The 14,310-nt window shown below is 66.8% G+C and carries 16 protein-coding genes; 11 read left to right on the top strand and 5 right to left on the bottom strand.

Annotated elements, in window-relative coordinates; genetic code table 11:
* The 3 genes from MXAZACID_RS19725 to MXAZACID_RS08415 form a co-directional block, all read left to right on the top strand.
* Positions 1–328, top strand: a 328-nt coding sequence (locus tag MXAZACID_RS19725) for a shikimate dehydrogenase (RefSeq protein WP_008493836.1), incomplete at its 5' end; no start/stop codon positions are given.
* A 1-nt stretch (position 329) separates the two neighbouring features.
* Positions 330–1,145: a sugar phosphate isomerase/epimerase gene (locus tag MXAZACID_RS08420; RefSeq protein ID WP_008493835.1), complete on the top strand. Its 816-nt coding sequence runs from the start codon at positions 330–332 to the stop codon at positions 1,143–1,145.
* Positions 1,142–2,827, top strand: coding sequence for an FAD-dependent oxidoreductase (locus MXAZACID_RS08415; RefSeq protein WP_008493834.1), 1,686 nt, complete (start codon positions 1,142–1,144; stop codon positions 2,825–2,827). The genes MXAZACID_RS08420 and MXAZACID_RS08415 overlap by 4 nt, the downstream gene beginning before the upstream one ends.
* Before the next feature lie 19 nt (positions 2,828–2,846).
* On the opposite strand, the gene MXAZACID_RS08410 is transcribed toward MXAZACID_RS08415, so the two are convergent.
* The 3 genes from MXAZACID_RS08410 to MXAZACID_RS08400 form a co-directional block, all read right to left on the bottom strand.
* A complete protein-coding gene (locus tag MXAZACID_RS08410) occupies positions 2,847–3,659 on the bottom strand; it encodes an IclR family transcriptional regulator (protein WP_008493833.1) in 813 nt (270 codons plus the stop codon).
* Between the two features lie 144 nt (positions 3,660–3,803).
* Positions 3,804–5,198 (bottom strand): MFS transporter, encoded by a 1,395-nt coding sequence (locus MXAZACID_RS08405; RefSeq protein ID WP_008493831.1) that lies wholly within the window; start codon positions 5,196–5,198, stop codon positions 3,804–3,806.
* A gap of 9 nt (positions 5,199–5,207) precedes the next feature.
* Positions 5,208–6,005 (bottom strand): IclR family transcriptional regulator C-terminal domain-containing protein, encoded by a 798-nt coding sequence (locus MXAZACID_RS08400; RefSeq protein WP_008493829.1) that lies wholly within the window; start codon positions 6,003–6,005, stop codon positions 5,208–5,210.
* 73 nt (positions 6,006–6,078) lie between these two features.
* Here MXAZACID_RS08400 and MXAZACID_RS08395 point away from each other — a divergent pair, with 73 nt between their 5' ends.
* The 3 genes from MXAZACID_RS08395 to pcaF are packed head-to-tail and all read left to right on the top strand — an operon-like array spanning position 6,079 to position 8,628.
* Positions 6,079–6,786 (top strand): CoA transferase subunit A, encoded by a 708-nt coding sequence (locus MXAZACID_RS08395; RefSeq protein ID WP_008493828.1) that lies wholly within the window; start codon positions 6,079–6,081, stop codon positions 6,784–6,786.
* 1 nt (position 6,787) lies between these two features.
* A complete protein-coding gene (locus MXAZACID_RS08390) occupies positions 6,788–7,429 on the top strand; it encodes a 3-oxoacid CoA-transferase subunit B (RefSeq protein ID WP_008493827.1) in 642 nt (213 codons plus the stop codon).
* On the top strand, positions 7,426–8,628 hold the full coding sequence (gene pcaF / locus MXAZACID_RS08385) for a 3-oxoadipyl-CoA thiolase (protein WP_008493826.1): 1,203 nt from the start codon (positions 7,426–7,428) through the stop codon (positions 8,626–8,628). Before MXAZACID_RS08390 ends, pcaF begins: the two co-directional genes overlap by 4 nt.
* On the opposite strand, the gene pcaQ is transcribed toward pcaF, so the two are convergent.
* Complete coding sequence (gene pcaQ, locus MXAZACID_RS08380; RefSeq protein ID WP_008493825.1) at positions 8,629–9,567, bottom strand: pca operon transcription factor PcaQ; 939 nt, start codon at positions 9,565–9,567, stop codon at positions 8,629–8,631. It lies immediately after the preceding gene.
* 105 nt (positions 9,568–9,672) lie between these two features.
* Between pcaQ and pcaD the strand changes: the two genes are divergently transcribed.
* Genes pcaD through MXAZACID_RS08355 form a run of 5 tightly spaced genes read left to right on the top strand, consistent with a single transcriptional unit; the run spans position 9,673 to position 13,305 of the window.
* Positions 9,673–10,467 (top strand): 3-oxoadipate enol-lactonase, encoded by a 795-nt coding sequence (gene pcaD, locus MXAZACID_RS08375; protein ID WP_008493824.1) that lies wholly within the window; start codon positions 9,673–9,675, stop codon positions 10,465–10,467.
* Positions 10,460–10,864, top strand: coding sequence for a 4-carboxymuconolactone decarboxylase (gene pcaC / locus MXAZACID_RS08370; RefSeq protein WP_008493822.1), 405 nt, complete (start codon positions 10,460–10,462; stop codon positions 10,862–10,864). Before pcaD ends, pcaC begins: the two co-directional genes overlap by 8 nt.
* The gene (pcaH, locus tag MXAZACID_RS08365; RefSeq protein ID WP_008493821.1) at positions 10,857–11,600 is read left to right on the top strand and encodes a protocatechuate 3,4-dioxygenase subunit beta; all 744 of its coding nucleotides are present in this window, start codon (positions 10,857–10,859) and stop codon (positions 11,598–11,600) included. Before pcaC ends, pcaH begins: the two co-directional genes overlap by 8 nt.
* Before the next feature lie 3 nt (positions 11,601–11,603).
* On the top strand, positions 11,604–12,233 hold the full coding sequence (gene pcaG / locus MXAZACID_RS08360; RefSeq protein WP_008493820.1) for a protocatechuate 3,4-dioxygenase subunit alpha: 630 nt from the start codon (positions 11,604–11,606) through the stop codon (positions 12,231–12,233).
* A 4-nt stretch (positions 12,234–12,237) separates the two neighbouring features.
* Positions 12,238–13,305 carry a 3-carboxy-cis,cis-muconate cycloisomerase gene (locus MXAZACID_RS08355; protein ID WP_008493819.1) on the top strand — a complete coding sequence of 356 codons (1,068 nt, stop codon included), beginning with the start codon at positions 12,238–12,240 and terminating at the stop codon, positions 13,303–13,305.
* A 364-nt stretch (positions 13,306–13,669) separates the two neighbouring features.
* On the opposite strand, the gene MXAZACID_RS08350 is transcribed toward MXAZACID_RS08355, so the two are convergent.
* Positions 13,670–14,248, bottom strand: coding sequence for a recombinase family protein (locus MXAZACID_RS08350; protein WP_039885228.1), 579 nt, complete (start codon positions 14,246–14,248; stop codon positions 13,670–13,672).
* Between the last annotated feature and the right edge of the window lie 62 nt (positions 14,249–14,310).

Here is a 14,310-nt window from a genome sequence, read left to right as displayed (position 1 = left end):
CCGGCGCGCGGCGCTGCTCAGCCTGCTCGCCCCCGCCGCCAATGGCCGCACCTGCCCCGGCAGCGCCGACCCCACCGGGTTCGACATCGTCGTCAACGCCACCCCCGCCGGCATGCGCGCCGATGACCCGCTGCCGGTGGACATCACCCGCCTCTCCCCGGCGATGGTCGCGGCCGACGTGATCACCGCTCCGGAGGAAACCCCCTTCCTGCAAGCCGCCCGCGCGCAAGGCTGCCGCACCCGCACCGGGGTGGAGATGTTCAACGGCGTGTGCGCGCTGATGCTGGATTTCTACACGCCGCCCGGCCACCAAAACCGGGAGGCCTGAGATGCGCCGCTACGCCCTCGCCCATCTCACCCTGCTGGAGCTGGACCCGCCCGCGCTGGTGGAAACCGCCGCCGCCGCCGGCTACAGCCATGCCGGCTTGCGGCTGCGCCCCGCCGCACCCGGCGGCCTGTTCTATGATCTCGCCGCCAGCCCGGCGCTGCTGCGCGAGACACAGGCGCGCCTGCGGGCGACCGGCCTTGAGATCTTCGATGTCGAGATCATTCGCCTCGGCCCGGATTTCCAGATCGAGCCGGCTTTGCCATTTCTGGACGCCGCCGCCGCGCTGGGCGCGCGCGCCGTGCTGCTGGCGGGGGACGATCCCGACCCTTCCCGCCTCGCCGCCAGCTATGCCGCGCTTTGCGCCGCCGCCGCCGCGCGCCGCCTCACCGCCGATCTCGAGTTCATGCCCTGGACCGCGGTGCCGGACATCGCCGCCGCGCGCCGGCTGGTGGAGCAAGCCGGCCAGCCAGCCAATGCCGGCATTCTGGTGGATGCGCTGCATTACGCCCGCAGCCCCGGCGGCCCGGCCGCCGTGGCGGCAATCCCGCGCGGGCTGCTGCATTACGCCCAGATCTGCGATGCCCCGGCCGAAATCCCCGCCACGGTCGAGGGCCTCATCCACACCGCCCGGCAGGAGCGTCTGCTCCCCGGCACTGGCGGCATCGACATAACCGGCATGCTCCGCGCCCTGCCGGCCGATCTGCCGCTGAGTGTCGAGATGCCCAATATCCGCCTCGCCCCGGCGCGCGGGCCGCTGAACTGGGCGAAGGATTGCCTGGCCGCCTCGAAGAAACTGGCGGAGGAGGCTTTCGCATGAAATCCGCCTACGATGTCATCGTGCTGGGCGCCGGCGCCGCCGGCATGGCCGCCTGCCTGTTCGCCCGGCTCAATGGCCTCTCCGCCCTGCTGGTGGAGCGCACCGCGCATCTCGGCGGCACCAGCGCCTTTTCCGCCGCCACCATCTGGGTGCCGGGCTCGCCGCTCGCCGCCAGCGTCGGCGCGCCGCCGGACGATATCGACCAGGCCAGGAGATTCCTGAACGAGACGGTCGGCACCCATGCCAGCGCGGCGATGCGCGAGGCCTTTCTGCGCTGGGGGCCGCAAGCCATCGCCAGGCTGCAGAACGAGACTCAGGTGCAATTGCGCGCCCGGCCGCTGCACCCTGATTATATCCAGGACGCGCCAGGGGCGAGCCTGCGCGGCCGCGCCCTGGAGCCGCTGCCCTTCGATGGGCGCGCCCTCGGCAAGCGCCTGGCGCTGATCCGCCCGCCCATCCCGGAATTCACCATTCTCGGCGGGCTGATGATCGACCGCGACGACATCGCGCATCTGCTGAAGATGACGAAAAACCCGGAGAGCTTCCTCTACGCCGCCAAACTCATTGGCCGCTACGGCATAGACCGCCTCACCCATAAGCGCGGCACCCGGCTGGTGATGGGCAACGCGCTGATCGGCCGGCTGCTGGCCGCGCTGGACGCGGCGGGGGCGGAGATCGTCACCCAGGCCGAGACCGAGGCGCTGCTCACCGAAAACGGCCGCGTCACCGGCATCAAACTGCGCCAGAACGGCCGCATATACGACATCACGGCAAGGCGCGGCGTGGTGATGGCGAGCGGCGGCTTCAACCGCCACCCCACCCGCCGGGCGGAGATGCTGCCCCAGCCGACCGCCGCTTATTCCCCTGGCGCCCCCGGCCATACCGGCCGCATCCACGACATGGCGCTGGCGCTGGGCGCGCATTATGGCGAGGGCGCGCTGGACAATGCCTTCTGGGCCCCGGTTTCCACCCGCCGCCGCGCGGATGGCAGCCTCGCCGTCTTTCCGCATTTCGTGCTCGATCGCGGCAAGCCCGGCACCATCGTGGTGAACGCGGCGGGGCGGCGCTTTGTCAACGAAGCCACCTCCTACCATCTCTTCACCCGCGCCATGTATGCGGCGCATCGGCACAGCCCCAGCATCCCGGCCTTCCTGATCGCGGATGCCACCGCCTTGCGCAAATACGGGCTGGGCATGGTGCGCCCCGGCGGGCGCGGGTTGAAGCCGTTTCTGGCGGATGGCTATCTGGTCGAAGCCCCCAGCCTCGCCGCCCTCGCCGGCAGGCTCGGCATCGACGCGCAAGGGCTGCAAACCAGCGTCGCCCGGATGAATGACTATGCCGCGAGCGGGGTGGACGCGGAATTCGGCCGCGGCACCAGCGCCTATCACCGCGTCAATGGCGACCCCGCGCACGGCCCCAACCCCAATCTCGGCCGCATCGCCACCGCGCCCTTCTATGCGGTGCGGCTGCTGCCCGGCGATATCGGCGCCGCCACCGGGCTGGTCACCAATGAATATGCCCAGGTGATGCGCAAGGACGGCACGCCCCTGCCCGGCCTGTACGCGGTGGGTAACGACATGCAGTCGGTCATGGGCGGCGTCTATCCAGGGCCGGGCATCACCATCGGGCCGGGCCTCGCCTTCGCCTACGCCGCCGCCACCCATCTCACCGGCGCGCTGTAGCAGGCTGCCGCAAAGCCTCTCAGCCCGGCGCCGCCTCCTGGCCCAGCCGCCAGGTACCGCCGAAATAGGCGGAGCCGAGGCTGGCCGCCGAAAGCTCCGCCGCCGCCGCCAGCAGGTCCGGCGCCAGCTGCCGCAGCCGCTCCTCCGGCAGACGCAGGGACGGGCCGGCGATGCTCAGCACGCCGATGGTGCGCGTCCCCTCCCGGGTCCGCACCGGGGTGGAAATCGCCGACAGGCCCGGGGCGGAGCTTTCCACCACCAGCGCATAGCCATCGCGCCGCGCCACCTGCAGACGCTGCAGCAGCGCCTGCACCGTCATCACCGCGTTCACCCCGAGCTGCCGCGGATCGCCGAAGCCCTGCAGGCTGACCAGCCGCACCGCCTCCTCGTCGGACATGGTGGACAGCCAGGCATGGCCGGAGGAGGTGGAGGCGAGATGCGCCTGCGCCCCCGCATCAGGGTCGTAGCGAAAGCCGGTGCGCGCCCCTTGCGCCCGCGCCACCCAGGTCAGCCGCTCATCGCTGACGATGGAGAGCCGCACCAGCTCCTCCGCCTTCGCCGCCAGCGCCTCCAGGATCGGCTGGGCGATATCCAGAATCCCGTTCAGCGACAGGAAAACCTGCCCCATCGCGGAAATCTTCAGCGTCAGCCGGTAGATTTCCGAAACCGGATCCTGCTCGACATAGCCGAGCCGGGCCAGATCGGCGAGCAGCCGGTGGGTGGCGCTGCGCGGCATGTCCAGCCGCTCGGCGATGACGTAAAGCTGCAGCCCCCCCGGGCTGTGGGCGAGACATTCCAGAATATTCAGGGCACGGTCGAGCACGGCGGACATGGCCCGCTCCTTTCCAAATTTAAGCCCGGCTGGCAATCGCAAGCGCCGACGGACAGCCGCAAATCCTGATCTTCATTCTATCATAAAACCAAGTTCCGATATGCCACTTGGCCGCAGAACCGCCAGACCCAGCGGCTTGAACCCTCAGTTTTTTCCCTTGCTGACATGCGCCCCCACCCCGCGCGGCAGGGAGAGGCAATCCAGCACCCCGAGCAGCGCCAGCAGCGCCACCACCAGGAAGGCGATGCGGAACGGCCAGGCCGGGGCCGCCGGCGCCAGCGCCTCGCCCAGCCGCCAGGCGATGCCCCCCACCGCCACGCCAAGGCCCATCGCCAGCTGCGCGGCGGTGGAAAACAGCGTATTCGCCCCGGCCATCCGCGCCTGGGGCACATCCGCGAAGGCGATGGTGTTCAACGCCGTGAACTGCATCGAACGCGTCGCCCCGCCCAGAAACAGAATCGCGCAGATCACCGGCAGCGGCATGAACCGCCCCAGCCCGGCGCAACAGGCCAGGGCCAGCGCGTTGAGCAGCCCGTTGAAGATCAGCACATTGCGAAACCCGAAGCGCCGCAGGATCGGCGTCGTCGCCGGTTTGATCAGCAGATTGCCCGCGAATACCGCCATCAGCAGGGTGCCGGCGGTGAACGCGTCATAGCCCAGCCCGATCTGGAACATCACCGGCAGCAGGAAGGGCACCGCGCCCACGCTCATCCGGAACAGGCTGCCGCCGAGAATGGTCACCGCGAAGCTTTTTACCCGCAGCACGGACAGATCCAGCAAGGGGGCGGCATGGTTGCGCATATGCAGCAGGGCGGCGGCCAGCAGCACGCCCCCGGCGAACCCCAAGGCCGCCACCTCCCGCCAGGGGATCCGCGCGCGGCTGAACAATTCCGCCATCGTCAGCAGGCAGACCAGCGCCAGCCCGGACAGCAGAAAGCCCCGCCTGTCGAACCGCGCCGGATGCGGCCCGCGCGTATCCGGCACCAGCCACCAGACCAGCCCGAACGCCACCGCCCCCAGCGGCAAATTGAGGTAGAAGATCCAGCGCCAGCCGCCATGGTCCACCAGCAGCCCGCCCAGCGGCGGCCCCAGCACCGGCGCCACCAAGGCCGGCCAGACCAGCCAGGCGAAAATATCGATCAGCCGCGCCTTCGGCGTCACCCGCAGCACCACCAGCCGCCCCACCGGCGTCATCATCGCCCCGCCAACGCCTTGCAGGATGCGCAACAGCACGAATTCATCCAGCCCGCGCGCCAGCCCGCAGAGCAGCGAGGCCAGGGTGAACAGCGCGATCGCCAGCCCGAACACCCGGCGCGCGCCGAAGCGCTCCGCCATCCAGCCGCTGATCGGCATGAAAATGCCAAGTGTCAGCATATAGGCGCTGACGCCGCTATTCAGATCCACCGGCCGCACCGCGAAGCTGCGCGCCATTTGCGGCACCGCCGGGGTGATCGCGGTGGCGTCCAGATTTTCCATGAAATTCGTCCCGGCCACCAGCAGAGCCAGGATGGTGATCCGCGGCGGCGGCTCGGCCTGCATCTTTACCCCCTACCGAAACGCCACCCGCCCCAGATGCGCCGCCGCCGCCTGCAATTCCGGCAAGGCGGTGTGCAGCAGCCAGCCCTGGTCACGATGCGCGGATTGGGTGGCGAGGTTGAGGGCCGCCAGCGCCTGCCCGTCCGGCCCGCGCACCGGCACGGCGATGGAGCGCAGCCCCGGCTCCAGCTCGCCATCCGTCATCGCCCAGCCCTGGTCGCGCACCCGCGCCAGCTCCGCCTGCAGCGCCTGCGTGTTGGTCAGGGTCTTGGCCGTGCGCGCGGCCAGCTCCGCCCCCGCCAGATAGGCCCGCAGCGCGTCCGGCGTGAGGGCAGCCAGTAAAACCCGCCCGTTGGAGGTGCAATAGCTCGGCAACATGCTGCCGATCAGCAGCGGCACCGAGATGATGCGCATCGTCTCCGCCCGGCACACATACAGCACCGCGCGGTGCCGGCTGCGCGTATCGAACATCGCCAGCGAGCTGGATTCCCCCAGCCGGTCGCGCAGCGCCTCCACCACCGGCTGGCCGGCCCGCGCCAGGCTGTCGCCCAGCAGAAAGGCCCGGCCCAGCGGCAGCACGCCGGGGCAGAGCCGGTAGCTCGTCCCCTCCGCCGCCACATAGCCGAGCCGCTCCAGCGTAAACAGGCAGCGCCCCACCGCCGAGCGCGGCAGCCCGGTCAGCTTCGCCGCCTGGGTGACGCTCAACCCCTCCTGCCCCTCGAACGCCGCCAACACCTCCAGCCCGCGCGCCAGCGAGGTCATGAAGCGCGGATCGAGCGCCTCTGCTTTTTCCTTGACTTCCTCAGCCATTGGCGCGATATCTCCGATTAACGAACAGTTTAACCGATAATCGGTTATTCCGGGATTGGACGCAAGAGGAAATATGCAAAAAATCTACGCGAGTCCTGAAGCCGCCCTCAAGGGCGTGTTGTTTGACGGGATGACGATCATGTCCGGCGGCTTCGGCCTCTCCGGCAACCCCGAAAGCCTGATCCCGGCGATCCGGGATGCCGGGGTGAAAAACCTCACGGTGATTTCGAATAATTGCGGCGCCGACGGGTTCGGCCTCTGGATGCTGCTCAACAACAAGCAGATCAAGAAGATGATCTCCTCTTACGTTGGCGAGAACAAGCTGTTCGAGCAGCTCTACCTCTCCGGCGAGCTGGAGCTGGAGCTGAACCCGCAAGGCACGCTGGCCGAGCGCATCCGCGCCGGCGGGGCGGGCATTCCGGCCTTCTATACCCGCACCGGGGTCGGCACCGTGGTCGCGCAGGGCAAGCCGGTCGAGGAATTCGATGGCATCGCCTATGTGCGCGAGACCTGGCTGAAAGCCGACCTCGCCATCGTCAAAGCCTGGAAGGCGGATGAGGCGGGCAATCTGGTCTATCGCAAGACCGCGCGCAATTTCAATCCGAACATGGCCACGGCGGGCAAGATCACCATTGCCGAGGTCGAGGAGATCGTCCCGGTTGGCAGTCTCGACCCGGAAAATATCCACACGCCCGGAATCTATGTGGACCGCATCATCAAGAGCACGATCAATGAAAAGCGCATCGAGAAACTGACCGAGCGCAAGAGGGAGACCGCCTGACATGCCCTGGACCCGTGAACAGATGGCGGCCCGCGCCGCGCGTGAATTGCAGGATGGTTTCTACGTCAATCTCGGCATCGGCATCCCGACCCTGGTGGCAAACTACATCCCCGAGGGCGTGAACGTGACGCTGCAGAGCGAGAACGGCCTGCTCGGCATCGGCCCCTTCCCCTATGAGGGCGAGGCCGACCCGGATCTGATCAATGCCGGCAAGCAGACCGTCACCACATTGCCCAGCTCCAGCTTCTTCTCCTCCGCCGACAGTTTCGCGATGATCCGCGGCGGCCATATCGACATGGCGGTACTGGGAGCCATGGAAGTGTCCGACAAAGGCGACATCGCCAACTGGACCATTCCCGGCAAGATGGTGAAGGGCATGGGCGGGGCGATGGATCTGGTCGCCGGGGTCAAGCGCGTCGTCGTGGTGATGGACCATAACGCCAAGGATGGCTCGCCGAAGATCAAGGAAAAATGCGACCTGCCGCTGACCGGCACCGGGGTGGTGGATCTCATCGTCACCGATATCTGCGTGCTGGCCTGCGACAAGATCAATGGTGGGCTGACGCTGGTGGAGCTGGCGGCGGGCATCACCGCCGAAGAGGTGCAGGCCCGCACCGCCGCGCCGGTGAAGGTGGCGGCATGAGCGAGGCTTTCATCTGCGACGCCATCCGCACCCCGATCGGCAAATTCGGCGGCGGGCTGGCCACCACCCGCACGGACGATCTCGCCGCCATCCCCATCGCCGCGCTGATCGCCCGCAACCCCCAGCTCGATGTCGAGGCGATCGACGAGGTGATCTTCGGCTGCGCCAACCAGGCCGGCGAGGATAACCGCGATGTCGCCCGCATGGCCGCCCTGCTCGCCGGGCTGCCGGTAAGCATTCCCGGCACCACCATGAACCGGCTCTGCGCCTCCGGCGCGGATGCGGTCGGCACCGCCGCGCGCGCCATCATCACCGGGCAGATCGATCTCGCTTTCGCCGGCGGGGTGGAGAGCATGAGCCGCGCCCCTTACGTGATGGCGAAATCCGCCACCCCGTTCTCCCGCGACATGAAAATCGAGGACACGGTGGTCGGCTGGCGGCTGGTCAACCCGAAAATGCACCAGATGTACGGCACCGCCTCGATGCCCGAGACCGGCGAGAACGTCGCCCAGCGCTTTGGCGTCACCCGCGCGGAGCAGGATGAATTCGCCCTGCGCTCGCAGCAGCGCGCCGCCGCCGCGCAAGCCAGCGGCTATCTCGCCGCCGAGATCACCCCGGTGATCGTGAAAAGCAAAAAAGGCGAGGTCAGCATCAGCGTCGATGAGCATCCCCGCGCCGAGACCACGCTGGAGGGGCTGGCGAAGCTGAAGCCGATCGTCCGCGCCGATGGCACCGTCACCGCCGGCAATGCCTCGGGCGTGAATGACGGCGCCGCGGCGATGATCATCGCCTCCGAAGCGGCCGCGAGACAACACGGCCTCACCCCCCGCGCGCGCATCCTCGGCATGGCGACGGCCGGGGTGGAGCCTGATGTGATGGGCATCGGCCCGGTGCCGGCCAGCCGCAAGCTGATGGCGAAACTCGGGCTGACCATCAATGATTTCGATCTGATCGAATTCAACGAGGCCTTCGCCTCGCAGGTCATCGCCTCGCTGCGTCAGCTCGGCGTCAACCCGGCGGCGGAGCATCTCAACCCGCATGGCGGCGGCATCGCGCTGGGCCATCCGCTCGGCTGCTCGGGCGCGCGCCTGGCGATGACGGCGGTGCATGGCATGGAGGTGCGCGGTGCCAAGCGCGCGTTGGTCACCATGTGCATCGGCGTCGGCCAGGGGCTGGCCTTGGCGCTGGAGCGGGTCTGATCACCCCAGCGCCGCCACCGCTTCGCGGACGGATTGGGCGAAAAGCTGGGCCGGCAAGGAGGGCTGCACATCCGTGCGGGTGGTCAGCCCCACCGGCCCCAGCGTCGCGCTGGTATCCGCCGGCAACCTTGCCAGAAACCCATGCGCCAGCTCCTCCGCCACCACCCCCTCGGAGATGATCCACACCGCATCCGAGGCGCGCACATAGGCGCGGGCGAAATTGTCGGAGATGGTCTCGATCTCCCCGGCGAACGGCCCCAGCGCATGTGCGGTGAGATAACGCTGCGCGGTCGGGCGGATGATCGAGCCGGGCGGGGGCATCAAAAGCTGGTAATTGGCAATCGCCGCCAAATCGAAGCGCTGCGATTTCAGCAGCGGATGCGCCGGCCGCACCACCAGCGCGATGGCCTCCTCATACAGATGCTCAAAGGCAAAGCCGCGCATCATCTCCGGCTCCGCCATCCGCCCGATCACCAGATCCACCTCCCCCAGCCGCAGCTGGGAGAGCAGATAGCCGTTCGGCCCGGTGACAATGCGCGGCTTCAACCCCAGACCCTGCGCCATGAACCGCGCCGCCGCGCGCGGCAGGATACGCGCCGAGACGGTGGGCAGCGCGCCGATGGAGAACGCCGCCGCCTGATCGTCACGGGCCTGCGCCATCGAGCGCATGCCTTGCTTCAGCGCCGTCAGGCTGGCGCCGGCATAGCGTTGGAACACCTCGCCAAAGCTGGTCAGGCTCAGCTTGCGGCCGGCGCGGTCGAAAAGTTTGACCTGCAATATCTCTTCCAGCTCGGCGATGGTCTTGGACAAGGCCGGCTGGGTCAGCCCCAGCGCCGAAGCCGCCTGGACCACGCTGCCCGTACGCACCACTTCCAGAAACACGCTAAGGTGACGCAGCTTGATGCGGGGGTCGAGCCCTTCGCCACGCAGATTTGGCATATAACCCCCAGGTTATGGTTTATGTGAAATATCTCATTTTACATGAAACTCTGAAAGTATTTTAGTCAATCGCAACGGGGCCACGCGCCCAGGAGGAAACGAAACATGGCATTCACCCAGCTGAATAATGTGCGGCTGCATTGGCGCGAGGCCGGACCGGCCGACGCCCCGGCGATCATTTTCGCCAACTCGCTCGGCACGGATTGCCGGCTTTGGGACGAAATCGCCCATGCCCTCTCTGACCGCTACCGGGTGGTACTGTATGACAAGCGCGGCCACGGCCTCTCGGAAAACGCCCCCGGCCCCTACAGCATTGCGATGCTGGCGGATGACGCGCTGGCGCTGGCGGATCATCTCGGGCTGGCGCGCTTCGCCTTTGTCGGGCTCTCCATCGGCGGCTTGATCGCCCAGCAGATCGCGCTGAAGGCGCCGGAGCGCCTTACCGCCCTGGTCATCTGTGATAGCGCTGCGAAAATCGGCGATGATGCGAGCTGGAATGCCCGCATCAAGGCGGTGACGGAAAACGGCCTGGCCAGCATCGCCGGGCCGGTGATGGAGCGCTGGTTTACCCCCGCCTTCCATGCCGAAAGGCAAGTGGAGCTGCAGGGCTGGATCCAGATGCTGTGCGGCACGCCGAATGACGGCTACGCCGCCGCCTGCGCGGCGCTGCGCGCGGCGGATCTGACCGACAAAATCGCCGCCATCCGCCCCCCGACCCTCGTGGTCTGCGGTGATGGCGACCAATCCACCCCGCCCGCTTTGGTGCAGGCGACGGCGGCGCGCATTCCCGGCGCGCGCTTCGAGCTGATTGAACATTGCAGCCATATCCCCCCCGCCGAACAGCCCGCCGCGCTGCTGGCGTTGCTGGCGCGGCATTTCGAGGAGCATTTGAATGCCTGACCCCTCCCCCCGCTACACCCAGGGGATGAAGACGCGCCGCAAGGTGCTGAGCGACAAATATGTGGATGTGGCGGTGGCCAACACCACGCCCTTCAATGCGGATTTCCAGGAGCTGATCACCGAGGCCGCCTGGGGCAATGTCTGGTCGCGCGGCACCATTCCCCTGCGCGAACGCTCGATGCTCACCATCGCGCTGCTGGCGGCCCTTGGCCATCATGACGAGGTGGCGATGCATGTGCGCGCCACCGCCAATACCGGGGCCAGCATGGACGACATCAAGGAGGCGCTGCTGCACGTCGCCATCTATGCCGGCGTGCCCGCCGCCAACCACGCATTCAAGATCGCCGCCCAGGCCTATGCCGAAATGGCGGCGCCAAAGGAGGACAGAAATGCGTAACGCCCCCGCGCCAAACCATAATGGCGGCTTCTACCAGCGCGACCGCGCCTGGCACCCGCCCGCCTTCACGCCGAACTACAAGACCTCGGTGCTGCGCAGCCCGAAACACGCGCTGCTCTCGCTCAACAACACGCTCTCGGAAATGACCGGGCCGGTCTTCGGCCATGCCATGCTGGGCGAGCTGGATAACGACCTGATCCGCAATTACGCCACCACCGGCGATGCGATCGGCCCGCGCATCATCGTGCATGGTCGGGTGCTGGACGAGGATGGCAGGCCGGTGCCGGGCGCACTGCTGGAATATTGGCAGGCCAATGCCGGCGGGCGCTACCGGCACAAGAAGGAGAGCTATCTCGCCGCCATCGACCCGAATTTCGGCGGCTGCGGGCGCTCGATCACGGATGAGGAAGGCCGCTACTGGTTCCGCACCATCAAGCCCGGCGCCTATCCCTGGCCGAACGGGGTGAATGACTGGCGCCCGGCGCATATCCATTTCTCGATCTTCGGCCATGCCTTCGCGCAGCGCCTGATCACCCAGATGTATTTCGAGGGCGACCCGATGATCTGGCAATGCCCGATCGTCATGGGCATCCCCGATAAGGCGGCGGTGGCGCAGCTGGTGGCGGCGCTGGACCGCGAAGCGACCATCCCGATGGACACGCTGGCCTATAAATTCGACATCGTGCTGCGCGGCCGCCGCTCGACGATGTTCGAAAACCGCATGGAAGGAAACTGAGCCATGGTGCAATCGCTGAGCCGGCTGAAAGAAAGCCCGTCCCAGACCGCCGGACCCTATGTGCATATCGGCACCACACCGAATTTCATCGGCATCAACCATGTCTACGCGCAGGATCTGGGCCTGGCCCCCTGCCCGGCCGCGGCCAATGGGCAGCGCATCATCATCACCGGCCAGGTCTTCGATGGCTCCGGGGCGGTGCTGAGGGATGCGCTGCTGGAGCTCTGGCAGGCGGATGCGGACGGGCTCTATCCCAGCCGGGGTGAGCATCGCGGCGCGGCGGACCCCAATTTCCCCGGCTGGTTCCGCCAGCCCGTGGATGGCGTCTCCGGCATTTACCGGTTCGAGACGATCAAGCCCGGCGCCGTGCCCTTCATCGATGGGCGGAAGATGGCGCCGCATGTGACACTCTGGATCGTCGCGCGCGGCATCAATATCGGACTGCATACACGGATGTATTTCCCGGATGAGGCGGCGGCGAACGAGGCCGACCCGATCTTTACCCGCTTCGAGCTGAGGGCGCGGCTGGCGACGCTGGTGGCGGCGCGGGATGGTGAGGAGGATGGCGTGCCGGTCTATCGCTTCGACATCCATTTGCAGGGCGACAAAGAAACGATTTTCTTCGATATCTGACCCCATGACCGCCCTGCCCCTCACCTCTGCCCTGATCGACGATGCTGAGCTGGCCCCGCTCTTCGCCCCCGCGGCGGAGCTGCGGGCCATGCTGGCGTTCGAAACCGCCTTGGCCGCCGCCCAGGCCGAGGCGGGGATGATCTCTGGCGCGGCGGCGCAGGCCATCGCGCAAGCCTGCGCGGAATTCACCCCGGACGAGGCGGCGCTGCGGGCCGGGCTGTTCAAGGATGGGGTGCTCGGGCCAAGCTTTGTCGCAGCGCTACGAAAGACGCTGCCTGTTGAGCACCAAAAGGCGCTGCATCTGGGCGCGACCAGCCAGGATGTGACGGATACGGCTTTGACGATAAGGCTGAAGCCGGTTCTGAGCATCCTCGCGGCGCGGCTGACGGCTTTGATCGCAGCGCTGCAAGATTTGAGCGCGGCGCAGGGCGCGGTGCAACTGATGGGGCAGACCCGGATGCAGGCGGCTCTGCCGATCCTGGCGCGCGACAAGATCGCGAGCTGGGAACAGCCTTTGCACCGGCATCTGGCCCGGCTTGCGGAGCTGGCCCCAAATCTGCTGGTGATCCAGCTCGGCGGGCCGGTGGGCAACCGCGCGGAGCTGGGGGCGGCGGCAGATGCCGTGGCGGCCAGGCTGGCGGCGCGGTTGGGGCTGGGCGATGCGCAATGCTGGCATACGGCGCGGGATAATATCGTGGCGTTCGGCGCGCTGCTGGCGATGATCGCCGGGGCGCTGGGCAAGATCGGCCAGGATGCGGCGATTTTGGCGCAGAGCGAGAATGGGGCGCTGAAGATCGAGGGCGGCGGCGCGTCCTCGGCGATGGCGCATAAGGTGAATCCGGTGACGGCGGAGCATCTGGTGGCGTTGGCGCGCTTTGCCGGCGGACTGGCGGGGACGCTGAACCAGGCGCTGGTGCATGAGAATGAGCGTTCGGGCGCTGCCTGGACGCTGGAATGGCTGGTGCTGCCGCAGCTGGTCTGCGCCACCGGGGCGGCGCTGCAAGCCGGGCTGGGGCTGATTGCGCGGCTGCATTTCATCGACCGGGCCAAGCCCGGCGATGATCGTGCTTGAGATGTAAATGAAGATCCTGGCGCCGGTGATCGTCGTTAAAACTGCACGTCCCTGCCTTTCGCCTGCCATTTACGGCCACTGGATACCCGGCGACTCAACAGGGATATTCAAATGATCAAATCGCGTCTGCCGCGCGGGACCGCCCGCGGCTTCCTTGCCTACGCCGCCGCGGCGCAGAGCGCTCGCCACTCAACCTCAATTGAGGCGATCAGCAAGAGCGCCGCGGCTCACTGAAGGCCAGAGCAACGGCTCCAAAGGTACCCGCGAACTCCTATCCCCCCGGCCAAAGGCAGCAGCGCTTATCGCTGATCGAGGTGACGGGCGCTCAACAGCATAAGGGCCGTAACAACATAAACGTTGTTAATCAGCAACATTCGTTTTGTTTGATTTCCAAATTGATCCGGCGGAGCAGTGTGTGTGCAGTAACATTGTAACGTTCTGCAACAGATTTGAGCGAGTGATTCTCGTACTTGATCAACCGCATCGCGTCGAGGCACTGCTCATGAGTTAATGACGGGGGACGCCCCACATGTTTACCTTTAGCCCTCGCGGCAGCCATGCCGGCGCGGGTCCGCTCACTGATTAAAGTGCGTTCGAATTCGGCCAGAGCGGCCATCATGTGAAAAACCAGTCTGCCACCCGACGAGGTGGTGTCAATATTCTCATTCAGAGAATGAAACCGGACCCCCTTCTCTCCCAGTTGATCGAGCAGCTGGATCAGGTTGACCAGAGACCGGCCTAGCCGGTCGAGACGCCATACGACGAGCTTGTCTCCGGGCCTTAAGGTTCGGAGAGCTCGGTTGAGGTTTGGTCGACTTGCGAGACTTCCCGAGATGCCTTGATCAGAGAAAATTTTCTCACACCCAACGGCTTTCAGAGCGTCGATTTGAAGGCTCAAATTTTGCTCATCCGTTGACACGCGGGCATACCCAATTTTGCTCATTTGCTGTCCCATAATCGAATTAACATTCTCAGGCCTATGGGCGCGTAGTCGAAGAAGAGACC

Origin of the sequence: Acidocella sp. MX-AZ02 (assembly GCF_000306035.1) — a bacterium.
Taxonomy (GTDB): domain Bacteria; phylum Pseudomonadota; class Alphaproteobacteria; order Acetobacterales; family Acetobacteraceae; genus Acidocella; species Acidocella facilis.
Note: the sequence above shows the minus strand (reverse complement) of the source record. Positions and strands in the feature narration are given on the sequence as shown.